This window comes from Quadrisphaera setariae, from assembly GCF_008041935.1.
In the GTDB taxonomy this organism is placed as follows: domain Bacteria; phylum Actinomycetota; class Actinomycetes; order Actinomycetales; family Quadrisphaeraceae; genus Quadrisphaera; species Quadrisphaera setariae.
The window spans coordinates 59,318-70,514 of the sequence record NZ_VKAC01000018.1; the positions used below are offsets into that span (position 1 = coordinate 59,318).

At 76.2% G+C, this 11,197-nt stretch carries 9 protein-coding genes and 1 pseudogene; 6 read left to right on the top strand and 4 right to left on the bottom strand.

What is annotated here, in order from left to right; translation table 11 throughout:
* The first annotated feature begins 34 nt into the window (after positions 1–34).
* The 4 genes from FMM08_RS21615 to FMM08_RS21630 all read left to right on the top strand — a co-directional run bounded on the left by FMM08_RS21615 (position 35) and on the right by FMM08_RS21630 (position 5,132).
* On the top strand, positions 35–715 hold the full coding sequence (locus tag FMM08_RS21615) for an iron-dependent transcriptional repressor DtxR (RefSeq protein ID WP_147928421.1): 681 nt from the start codon (positions 35–37) through the stop codon (positions 713–715).
* A gap of 493 nt (positions 716–1,208) precedes the next feature.
* Complete coding sequence (locus tag FMM08_RS21620) at positions 1,209–2,042, top strand: C40 family peptidase (RefSeq protein WP_222711064.1); 834 nt, start codon at positions 1,209–1,211, stop codon at positions 2,040–2,042.
* Between the two features lie 546 nt (positions 2,043–2,588).
* A complete protein-coding gene (locus FMM08_RS21625; RefSeq protein WP_147928433.1) occupies positions 2,589–3,089 on the top strand; it encodes an HNH endonuclease in 501 nt (166 codons plus the stop codon).
* Between the two features lie 33 nt (positions 3,090–3,122).
* Positions 3,123–5,132 (top strand): gamma-glutamyltransferase family protein, encoded by a 2,010-nt coding sequence (locus FMM08_RS21630; RefSeq protein ID WP_255472681.1) that lies wholly within the window; start codon positions 3,123–3,125, stop codon positions 5,130–5,132.
* Positions 5,133–5,147: 15 nt separating this feature from the next.
* Here the strand turns inward: FMM08_RS21630 and ligD are convergent, their stop codons facing one another.
* From ligD to FMM08_RS21645, 3 genes are all read right to left on the bottom strand, one after another.
* Positions 5,148–6,104, bottom strand: a complete 957-nt coding sequence (gene ligD / locus FMM08_RS21635; RefSeq protein ID WP_147928423.1) for a non-homologous end-joining DNA ligase — start codon at positions 6,102–6,104, stop codon at positions 5,148–5,150.
* Positions 6,105–6,190: 86 nt separating this feature from the next.
* Positions 6,191–6,883, bottom strand: a complete 693-nt coding sequence (locus FMM08_RS21640; RefSeq protein WP_147928424.1) for a fasciclin domain-containing protein — start codon at positions 6,881–6,883, stop codon at positions 6,191–6,193.
* A gap of 240 nt (positions 6,884–7,123) precedes the next feature.
* The gene (locus FMM08_RS21645) at positions 7,124–8,776 is read right to left on the bottom strand and encodes a molybdopterin-dependent oxidoreductase (protein WP_147928425.1); all 1,653 of its coding nucleotides are present in this window, start codon (positions 8,774–8,776) and stop codon (positions 7,124–7,126) included.
* Positions 8,777–8,858: 82 nt separating this feature from the next.
* Between FMM08_RS21645 and ku the strand changes: the two genes are divergently transcribed.
* The gene (ku, locus tag FMM08_RS21650; protein WP_147928426.1) at positions 8,859–9,779 is read left to right on the top strand and encodes a non-homologous end joining protein Ku; all 921 of its coding nucleotides are present in this window, start codon (positions 8,859–8,861) and stop codon (positions 9,777–9,779) included.
* A 45-nt stretch (positions 9,780–9,824) separates the two neighbouring features.
* Complete coding sequence (locus FMM08_RS21655; protein ID WP_147928427.1) at positions 9,825–10,709, top strand: hypothetical protein; 885 nt, start codon at positions 9,825–9,827, stop codon at positions 10,707–10,709.
* A 25-nt stretch (positions 10,710–10,734) separates the two neighbouring features.
* On the opposite strand, the pseudogene FMM08_RS23235 reads toward FMM08_RS21655, so the two are convergent.
* Positions 10,735–11,197 (bottom strand): annotated as a pseudogene (locus FMM08_RS23235) (hypothetical protein); the annotation flags it as partial.

Below are 11,197 nucleotides of genomic sequence, written 5' to 3' on the forward strand. Positions count from 1 at the left end.
TGGTCGCAGGACCGGCACGGAAGGGGTGGGCGGCGTGAGCGACCTCATCGACACCACCGAGATGTACCTCAAGACCATCTTCGAGCTGGAGGAGGAGGGCACCGTCCCGCTGCGCGCGCGGATCGCCCAGCGCCTCCAGCAGAGCGGCCCCACCGTCTCCCAGACGGTGGCCCGGATGGAGCGCGACGGGCTCGTGGTGGTCAGCGGTGACCGGCACCTGGAGTTCACCGCGCTGGGCCGTGAGCGCGCCACGCAGGTGATGCGCAAGCACCGCCTGGCCGAGCGCCTGCTCATCGACGTCATCGGCCTGGAGTGGGAGTACGTCCACGACGAGGCCTGCCGCTGGGAGCACGTCATGAGCGAGCGCGTCGAGCGCCGCCTGCTCGACCTGCTGCACGCCCCGCAGGAGGACCCGTACGGCAACCCCATCCCCGGTCTCGCCGAGATCGGCGGGGTGGACGTGCCGGACAGCCTCGAGGGGCTGCAGACGCTGGTCTCCGGCGCCAGCGCCGCGGCGTCGGAGGTGCAGGTGCGCCGGGTGGGCGAGCCCGCCCAGGCCGACACCGGCGCCATGCACCGCCTGTCGGCCCTGGGCCTGCGCCCGGGCAGCACCGTGCGCGTGCAGCGCGTGCCCGGCGGCGTGCTCGTCGGCGACCCTGGAGAGGTGCTCCCCGACGACGTGGCCGTGCACGTCTTCGTGACCGCCGCCAGCTGACCGCTGCCCGCTCCGGCGGGCCGCGTCGCCCCCGTGCCTGTTGGCACGGGGGCGCCCTGTGCCGTGTCAGGACGGGGGTGGAGCGCCCCAGTGGCGTCGAACCGCTCGACCGGGACGACGACGGACCTGCGCTCCGCAGTGTGACCCAGGTCACGTTTGGACACGATCTCGAGTTCCCACGACGCAGAGTCACGCGTCACTACTGTCAGTCCTGCCTCGAGAGACACCTCACGAGGTCCGCACCGGGCGCTGAGCCCTGCCACCGGGCGCGGTCAGGCGGACACCGCTGGCAGGGGCGGGGGACCCACGTTCCACGGGGCTCCCGGGCGGAGCTCCTCGGGGTGCAGCGCGCACCCGGCCCGGTGACCCCGGGCGGTGCGCGCCGGGCGACGACCTCTCGCCCGAACCCGACAGCTCACCCCGCAGGCGACGGAGAGGCCGAGTGGTCGAGATGTCCGCGAGCAGCCGGACCGCAGCGCGTCACCGCCGTCCCGTGCGCACCCGCACGCCGCTCACCGTCATCGGCGACGCGGTCGCCACCAACGCGACCACCGTCGGTCGTCGCTCCGCCGTCATCGCCGTCAGCGGCGGCCTCCTCGTCACCATGGGCATGCCGGCCATCGCCGCGCCCGGCGACACCGCCCCTGACGCATCGCCCGCCACCCAGAGCGCCGGCGCCGTCGCCGGCTCCTCCGCGGTGAAGGCCTCCTCCACGGCCCAGGTGAGCTTCGCGCTGACCTCCCTCACCACCGTCGACGCCGGCCAGTTCCAGCACGACGCGCAGGTCACCGCCGGTGAGCGCGCCGCCGTCGCCGAGCGCGCCTCCCGCGCCGCGGACAGGTTCCAGGCCGCCAAGGAGGCCCGCGACGCCAGCCGCGTGGCCAGCACCGACTCCAGCTCCGACGACCCCAACGTCGACTCCGGGCCCCCGGAGCCCACCGACGACGGCTCGGCGGCCCCCGCTCCGACCGCGAACGCCGGCGGGGCGTCGGTCATCGACATCGCCAAGCGCTACACGGGCATCAAGTACCGCTTCGGCGGCACCACGCCCGCCGGCTTCGACTGCTCGGGCTTCGTCCGCTACGTCTACGCCCAGGTGGGCAAGGAGCTGCCCCGCACCGCGGCGCAGCAGGCGAGCTCCGGCACCCGCGTGTCCGCGTCCGACGCCAAGCCCGGCGACATCGTCTCCTTCACCGGCAAGGGCGGCGTCTACCACAACGGGATCTACCTGGGCGGCGGCAAGATGATCGACTCGCCGCGCACCGGCAAGACCATCGACGTGCACGACATCTGGTCCTCGTCGATCGTCTTCACCCGCGTCGCCTGACCCGTCCGTCGCCCCACCCGCCCGTCGCGGTCCGGCCGTGACCGGGCCGTGACGAGAACAACGGGTGAAGCGCGGGCTGGCACGACCCGGCGCGACGTACAGTTCCCCCGTGGTACCGCCACATCCGCTGGGCGGGGCGCTCGCAGGGCTGAGCGTCCCGGGCGCTCCTGCGCGGAGCGGCGCGGAGCGCGCGCCGGCCGGCCGGCCCGCCAGCGGCCCGGGGTGCGGTCTCGCCTGCAGGCAGCGCATCCACCATCCCAGCCAGCACCACCACAGCAGGCCGCTGCCCGAGCTGAGTGCCAGCAGCAGCGCCAGGTGCAGTGCCGCGCGCAGCAGCGCGCGCCGCGCCAGCAGCCCGGCCAGCCGCTCCGCCCTGACAACGACAGGCGCCGTCCCTCGCGGGACGGCGCCTGTCGCCGTTCCAGGGCCTCCCCGTCGCCCCGGCGCGGAGCCGTTCCGATGACGCGCCGGCGCGCTCCCGACCTCCCCGACCTGCACGACCCGCACGACGAGGCCGCTGACGAACCACGACGAGGGGGTGGCACCGTGAGGACCCTGGTGCTGAACGCCGGCTACGAGCCGCTGGCGGTCGTCCCGCTGCGGCGGGCGCTGGTGCTGGTGCTGGCCGGCAAGGCGAACGTCGTCGTCGCCGACGAGGTGCCCGTCGCCTCGACGCGGGCGACCCTGCCCCGGCCCGCCGTCATCGTGCTCAACCGGTACGTGCGCGTGCCGTTCGGGCGCGCCGTGCCCGTGTCGCGCCGCGGGGTGCTGCGCCGCGACGGCCACCGCTGCGGGTACTGCAACCGCCCGGCGTCCACCGTCGACCACGTGCTGCCGCGCAGCCGCGGCGGCCGCGACACGTGGGAGAACCTCGTGGCGTGCTGCCTGCGGTGCAACGGCGTCAAGGGCGACCGGACGCCGGAGGAGATGGGCTGGCAGCTGCGCGTGCGCCTGCGCGCCCCGCACGGTGCGGCGTGGCTGCTGCGCGGCAGCGAGCACCGCAGCCCCCTGTGGGGCGGGTACCTGCCGGAGCTCGACGCCGCCTGAGCGACGCCACGCGGGGTGGGTGAGAGTGGTGGCGTGCCCCTCACCACCACTCGTCCTGAGATCACCGGCACCTTCGGCGCCGTCGCGTCCACGCACTGGCTCGCCAGCCAGACCGGCATGGGGGTGCTGGAGCGCGGCGGCAACGCCTTCGACGCCGCCGCGGCCGCCGGGTTCGTGCTGCAGGTGGTGGAGCCGCACCTCAACGGTCCCGGCGGTGACATGCCGGTGGTGCTCTGGTCCGCGCAGGACCGGCGGGCGCACGTGGTGTGCGGCCAGGGCACCGTGCCGGCCGCCGCGACCCCGCAGGCCTTCGCCGACCTCGGCCTGACCGCCGTCCCGGGCTCCGGGCTGCTGCCCGCGACCGTGCCCGGCGTCTTCGGGGCGTGGACGCTCCTGCTGCAGCGGTGGGGCACGTGGCGGCTGCGCGACGTGCTCGAGCCCGCCATCGGCTACGCCCGCCACGGCGCGCCCGTGCTGCCGCGCGTCGCCGCGACCCTGGAGTCCGTGACGCCGCTGTTCACCGAGGGCCCAGGCGCCTGGAGCACCTCGGCCGCCACCTACCTGACGGGGGACGACGGCGCAGCGCGCGCCCCGCGGGCCTGGTCGCGGCTGCGCCTGAGCGCCCTGGCGGACACCTACGACCGGGTGCTGGCCGCCGCGGAGGCCGCTGGCTCCGGCAGGGACGCCCAGTACGAGGCCGCGCGCGAGCACTGGTACCGCGGGGAGGTGGCCGACGCCGTCGACAGGTTCTTCTCGACGACCAGCTGGCGCGACGCCACCGGCGCGGTGCACCCCGGGCTGCTGCGCGGCTCCGACCTCGCGGGGTGGGAGCCGACCGTCGAGGAGCCCGCGCTGGGGGAGTACCGCGGGGTGCAGGTCGCCAAGACCGGCACCTGGGGGCAGGGGCCGGTGCTGCTGCAGACCCTCGCGCTGCTCGACGGGCAGCTCGGCGCTGACGGGTCGCCCGACCCGCTCTCGGAGGACGACGACGAGTGGGTCCACGCGTGCGCCGCCGCCTTCGACCTGGCCAGCGCCGACCGCGAGGCCTGGTACGGCGACCCGGTCGGCGCCGAGCGGGACGGCGTGGACGTGCCCGCCGTCGCTGACCTCCTCGACCCGGTCTACACCGCCTCGCGCCGGGCGCTGATCGGAGCACGAGCAGGCAGTGCTGGACCTGGCGGCCACGAGCTGCAGCCGGGCTGGCCCGGCGGGACCTCCCGGCGGCTGCCGCAGCTGCCCGTGCCGCCGCGCGTGGACACCGCGGACGGCGGCGCCGCGGTCGGCGAGCCCACCGTCGACCGGCGTCCGCCCGCCGACGAGCTGGGGCGCCGCGAGGAGCTGGGCCGGGGCGACACCGTCCACGTCGACGTCGCCGACCGCTGGGGCAACCTCGTCTCCGCCACCCCCAGCGGGGGGTGGCTGCAGAGCTCCCCGGTGGTCCCCGAGCTGGGGTTCGCCCTCGGCACGCGCGCGCAGATGTGCTGGCTGCCCGCCAGCGCGGGCACCGCTGGCGTGACCGGCGGCGGGTCGCCGCGGTCCCGCTCGCGGGCCGCCCGTTGGGGCTCGACGCTCGGCTCCACGCTGCGCCCGGGCCGGCGCCCGCGCACCACGCTCTCCCCGACGCTGCTCCTGCGCGACGGCGAGCCGTGGATGGCCCTGGGCACCCCCGGCGGAGACCAGCAGGACGCCTGGCAGGTGCCGTTCGTGCTGCGCGTCGTGCACGCCGCCGAGCGGGCCCGCGCCACCCGGTCCTCGGCGGGGGAGGCGGTCGAGACGGCGCTGCAGGCCGCCGTGGACGCCCCGACCTTCCACACCGAGACCGCGCCCAGCTCGTTCTGGCCGCGGCAGGCGGTGCCCGGCCGGCTGCTGCTGGAGGGCAGGTTCGGCCCCGGCGTCGCCGAGGGGCTGCGCCGGCGCGGGTGGGACGCGCAGGTGGTGGACGGGTGGTCGCTGGGCCGCCTGTCGGCGGTGGCGCTCGACGGCGGGTGGGTCCGCGCGGCGGCCAACCCCCGCGGCGCCCAGGGCTACGCCGTCGGCCGCTGAACCCCGCGGGGACGGTCAGCGCTCGGGGAGGCGGGGGCCGGGCGGGGCGCCGGGGGTGAGGACGCCGGCGAGGGGGTCGCCGTCGGCGGCGAAGCGCTCCGCGGCCTCGGCCAGCGACAGCTGGAACAGGTCGTCGCCCAGCTCGTCCCAGCTCCGCGGGACCGCCGCCTGCGGGTGGTCCCGCCCCCGCGGCGACCACGGCGTGATGGTGGTCTTCGCGCCGTCGTTCTGGCTCCAGTCGAGCAGCACCTTCCCGCGCCGCACGTCCTTGGCCATCACCGCGGTCACCCACGGGTGGTCCCTCGCGAGCCCGTCGGCGAGCCGCTTGGCGTAGGCGGACACCACGTCCGCGCCCTGCGCGCCGCTGATCGGCGCGTACAGCTGCATCCCCTTGCTGCCGGAGGTGACGGGGACGGCGACCAGCCCGTCGTCGGCGAGCCGCTCCGCCACCAGCACCGCCAGCTCGGAGCACTCCGCCAGACCCGTGCCGGGCCCGGGGTCGAGGTCGACGACGAGCCGGTCCGGCAGCGACCGCCCCCCGGAGGCGTCGAGGCGCCACTGCGGCGTGTGCAGCTCCAGCGCCGAGAGGTTCGCGAGCCAGACCAGACCGGCCTCGTCGTCGACGAGCGGGAACGTGACCGGACCGCCGTCGTCGTCCTGGGCCGACGGGGCGCCCCAGCGCCCCCGACCGGTGCTCTCCACCTCCACCGTCCGCACCCACCGCGGCGTGCCGGACGGGACGTTCTTCTCGAAGAAGCGCGGACCGCCCACCCCCTGCGGCCACCGCACCCGCGTCACCGGCCGGCCGGCCAGCTGCGGCAGCAGCGCCGGGGCCACGTCGAGCACGTAGCTGACCAGCTCCGCCTTGGTGGTGGCCCGCCGCCCGGGGCCTCCCGGCCACAGCTCGCGGTCGAGGTGCGTGAGCTTCACGCGCCGCCCCGCGATCTCCACCACCTGCGCCGCCGCGTCCACGCCCCCAGCCTGCCCCCTCACGACGACGGCCCCGCCACCTGCGGGAGGTGGCGGGGCCGGGCGTCAGCCGCGAGGGGCCGGGGTGGTCAGCTGGCGGGCGGGGTCAGCACGCCGTCGATGAGGTAGACGGTGGCGTTGGCGGTCTTCACGCCGCCGCAGATGACCTGGGCGCCGTTGACCTTGAGGTTGTCGGGGGTGCCGGTCACGTCGACCTTCTGGCCCTCGACGGTGGTCTGCATGCCGATGACCTGCTCGGGGGTCAGCTGGCCGGAGACCACGTGGTAGGTCAGCACCTTCTGCAGGAGGGCCGAGTCGGTCTTGAGCGTCTCGATGGTGGCCGGGTCGACCTTCTTGAAGGCGTCGTCGACGGGCGCGAAGACGGTGAACTGGCCGCCGTTCAGCGTGTCGACGAGGTTCACGTTCGGGTTGAGCTTGCCGGACACCGCCGAGACGAGGGTGGTGAGCAGCGGGTTGTTGCTGGCGGCGGTGGCCACGGGCGCGGTCGCCATGCCGGACACCGAGCCGGCGCCGCTCGGCACCATCGCGGCGTAGTCGGCGCAGCCCGGGCCGACGGGGCCGGATGCCATCGCGGCGTCGGAGCTCATCGAGTCCGAGGGGGCGGCCGAGGAGCTCATCGAGTCGGACGGCGCGGCGGAGGAGCTCATGTCGCCGCCGGAGGTGGAGCCGGCGTCGGTGGAGCTGCCGCCGCACGCGGCCAGGCCGAGCACGAGGAAGGCGCTGGCGGAGAGGGAGAACGCGGTGGTGAGGGAGCGCTTCATGGGGAGTACCTCCGTGTCGGGCCACCGGTGGGCGGCTCGTTCGCTCTGACACGGGTGGTTCGCAGCCGGGTGCGGAAGGGATGGGTCACGATCAGGTCACGAGTTGTTCAACGCCTGATCAGCGCAACGAGGCCCCGGCCTCCCGCGCGGTGCGGGAGACCGGGGCCTCGGGGTGCTGGGCGTCGTCTCAGCAGGGGTTCGGAGCGGATCTCCGTGCGGACTGGTACCGGGTGCCGGTGGTCACGCCACCGTCACCGAGACCGAGTGCCAGCCCGTGGACCCGTCCGGCGCCGGCTCGGCCCGCTCGCCCGTCTGCACCGCACCCGTGCCGTCGGTCGCGCGGACCCGCAGCGTGTGCGGGCCGGAGCCTGCCGCGGCGGCGTCCCAGGCGTAGGACCACTGCCGCCACGTGTCCAGGCCGTCCTCCGCGGCGAGCGTCGCCGGCTGCCACGGGCCGTCGTCCACCTGCACCTCCACGGCGCTGATGCCGCGGGTCTGCGCCCACGCCACCCCGCCCACCGCGACGGTGCCGCCGTCGACGGGCGAGACCTTCGCGAAGCCCTTCGGCACGTCGATGCGCGACGCCGTCTTGATGGGCCCCTCGGCCGACCAGCCGCGGGTGGTCCAGTACGCCGTCGCGTCGGCGAACCGCGTGACCTCCAGGTCCACCACCCACTTGGTCGCGGACACGAAGCCGTACAGGCCGGGGACCACCATCCGCACCGGGAAGCCGTGCTCCAGCGGCAGCGGCTCGCCGTTCATGCCGACCGCCAGCAGCGAGCCGCGGGAGGTGTCGGTGAGCGCGGACAGCGGCGTGGAGGCGCTGAAGCCGTCGATGCTGCGCGAGAGCACCATGTCGGCGCCGGCCTTCGGCCGCGCCCGCTCGAGGATCCCGGCGATCGGCACCCCCAGCCACGTGGCGTTGCCGGCCAGCCCGCCGCCGACCTCGTTGGAGACGCAGGTCAGCGTCACCCGCTCCTCGGTCATGGGCATGGCCAGGAGCTGGTCGAAGGAGATCTCGACCTCCTCCTCCACCATCCCGTGCACGCGCAGCGACCACGTCGACGGGTCGATCGAGGGCACCGTGAGGGCGGTGTCGATGCGGTAGAAGTCGGCGTTGGGCGTCAGGTAGGGCGTGGTGCCCGCCACTCCGTTCGACACTCCCGCCGGCACGGCGCTCGCGGGCGTGGCGGGAGCCGGCAGCTTCAGCGACGACCGCGCGGCCACCGCGTCGCGCGCCGCGGACCCCAGCGCGCGGCCCGCGGCCGCGAACGCCGCGGCCCCGGCGGCCACCCACGCGGTGGCGGCCAGCACCGAGCGCCGCGTCGGGGAGCCCTTCACCGGGGCAGCCGAGGACGACGACGAGCGCGCCCCGGCCGCTGCGTCAGCGGCGACCAGCCTGTCGACGAGCAGCCGCAGCGCCACCCCGCCCACGGCGAAGCCCAGCACCGACGGAGCGGCGTCGAACGGACCCGAGCCGGCGCGCGTCACGGCCGCGCCCACGGCCACCACGCCGAACAGCACCACGAGCACCAGGCCCGCGCCGCGGCGCCACCGCTCGGCCACGCCCGCCAGCGCGGCCAGCAGCGCGATGACCACGGCCATCGAGCCGAGCAGCACGAGCTTGTCGTGGGTGCCGAAGAGCCGGATCGCCGTGTCCTTGAGCCACGGCGGCACCCTGTCGATGAACGCGGACCCGATCGCCAGCACCGGGGCGGACTGCGGCCGCACGAGCGCCGCGACCAGCTGGGCGACGCCGAGCGCCAGCCCCGCGCTGACCAGGCCCACCAGCGCGGCGACGCCCGCGGAGGTACTCGGACGACCACCGAGGAGGCGGCGTCGCCGCTGGTCAGGGCGCGCCGGCGTCGCAGCGGGTGAGGAGGTGGTGGCCATGTCTGGAGTTCGTCCCCGGGGTGGACTCGGATGGGTGAGCAGGGGTGGCGGTCACTCGGTCGGCCCGCGCACCCTGACCAGCATGCGCGCCATCTGGAAGGGAGCGGTGTCGTTCGGGCTCGTCAACGTGCCCGTCCGCGTGTACGCCGCCACGGGCACCAAGGACGTGTCCTTCCACCAGGTGCACGCCGCCGACGGCGGGCGCATCAGGTACCAGCGCACCTGCAGCGTCGACGGCGAGCCCGTCGCCTACGGCGACATCGCCAAGGGCTACGAGACCGACGACGGCGACCTCGTGGTCCTGTCCGACGCCGACCTCGCCGCGCTGCCGCTGGCGACGGGTCGCGAGATCGAGGTGGTCGAGTTCGTGCCCGAGGCGCAGGTCGACCCGCTGATGTACGACAAGGCCTACTACCTCGAGCCCGACCGCACCGCCGCCAAGCCGTACGCGCTGCTGCGCGAGGCGCTGGCGCGCACGGAGCGCGTGGCCGTGGTCAAGGTGGCGCTGCGCCAGCGCGAGACCCTCGCGGTGCTGCGCGTGCGCGGGAACGTCATCTGCCTGCAGACCGTGCTGTGGCCCGACGAGGTGCGCGAGCCCGAGTTCGAGGTGCTGGGCGCGGACGTGGCCCTCAAGCCGGCCGAGATGGCGATGGCCGCCTCCCTGGTGGAGTCCCTCGCCGCCGACTTCGACCCCACCCAGTACGCCGACGGCTACCGCGAGGCCGTCCGCGCGCTGGTCGAGGAGAAGATCGCCTCCGGTGACGTGCGGCGCGCCCCCGCGGTCTCCGACGGCTCCGGGGCGGGTGAGGACGGCGACGGCGAGGTGGTCGACCTGCTGGCCGCGCTGCGCCGCAGCGTGGAGCGCGCCAAGGCCCGCCGCGGCGAGACGGCCGACGGCGGCGGGGGTGACGGCGCGTCTGGTGGGTCCGAGCCCGTCCCGGCGCGCTCGACCACCCGCGGGCGCGGCGCCCCGACGAAGAAGAAGACGACGAAGTCCGCCTGACCTGACCCGCCCTCGGAGGCATGCTCTGCTGCGGAGGTGGTCGAGGTGCGCAGCGTCGCCGTCGTCGTCCTCGTCGCGCTCCTGGCGGGGTGCTCCGGCGAGCGCGGCACCCCGGCACCGGTGGCCTCGTCGGCGCAGGTGGTGGTGCCGGGGCTGAGCGCCGACCTCGTGCAGCAGCGCGCCGATGTCGAGCTCGGCCGCATCCAGGTGGAGCTGGCCCTCGACGAGGGCGCCGCCCCGCTGGACGTCGAGCGCCTGCAGCTGCGCAGCGACGCCTTCCCCGCCGCCGCAGCGACCGGACCGGCCGCCGCCGGCGTGCAGGTGGCCGCGGGCTCGGCCGTCGACGTCGCCGTCGTCCTCGGAGCCCCCGCCGCGTGCACGCCGCAGGAGCGTCGCGACCCCAGCGGCGAGGACGCCCCACCGCTGCCCGCCACCGCCGTCCTCACCCTCGGCGACGGCTCCACCGCCACCGCAGCGCTGCCCGACGCGCACCGCTACCTGGCCCGCGCGCACGCCGAGGCGTGCACGGGCGCCGCCGCGGCCGCCGTCGTCCCCGCCCGCTGGGACCCCACCTGGACCACCACCGGCTCCGGCGCCGACCTGCGCGCCACCGGCGTGCTGCACCTCGGGCCGGTCGCACCGGGAGGTGCGGCGGCGCTGGAGGGCATCAGGAGCACGCCGCTGTTCCACTGGCGCCTCCCCGGCGGTCCGGTGCAGCTGGCGGCGGGCGAGAGCGCCGACGTCGCCGTGGTGCTCGACCCCGCCCGGTGCGACGCGCACGCCCTCGCCGACGACAAGCGCGGCTTCGGTCCCCAGCTCCAGCTCTCCCCGGACGGCGCGCCCGCAGTGCCCGTGCGGCTGTGGGTGCCGCGCGAGGACCGGGCGGTGGCCACCGACGCGCTCGTCAGCGCCTGCGCGCAGCGCCGGTGACCGACCGCCGGGGCCGCGGCCGGAGTCACGTCCGCGAGGTCGGCCGGCTCTCCTGGTCGAGGGGGCGGCGGGGGGCGGGCAGCCACGGCACGGTGGGGGCTGCCGCGGAGGCGGGCCCTCGGGGGGCGGGCTCGGCCAGGACCGCCGCGTCAGCGACCACGACGACCGACACGACGACGACGTCAGCTGCGTCGCCGGTCGCGGCGGCGACCGCCGGGCCGGGCCCGTCGGCCGGCGCCGGCGGATGCTCCAGAGCAGCCGCAGGTACCGCGGTGATGTCGGCGGGGGCGCACGTGCACGCGGGTCGGCGCAGCATGCTCAGGCCCTCAGCGGCGGCGAAGAGCCCCAGCAGCACCAGCACCACTGGTGCGGGACCGGCCATCACCGCCCAGCCGGCCCACGGCACCACCAGCACCGCTCGACCCAGGTCAGCCCCGCCCAGCGCGATCCGCCAGGGGTCGGGCTGGGGGTTGGCGTCCCCGCGGGTG

Coding starts and splice junctions, on each gene's coding strand:
- FMM08_RS21640 (WP_147928424.1), bottom strand. CDS start 6,883: ATGAAGCGCTCCCTCACCACCGCGTTCTCCCTCTCCGCCAGCGCCTTC.
- FMM08_RS21645 (WP_147928425.1), bottom strand. CDS start 8,776: ATGGCCACCACCTCCTCACCCGCTGCGACGCCGGCGCGCCCTGACCAG.
- ku (WP_147928426.1), top strand. CDS start 8,859: ATGCGCGCCATCTGGAAGGGAGCGGTGTCGTTCGGGCTCGTCAACGTG.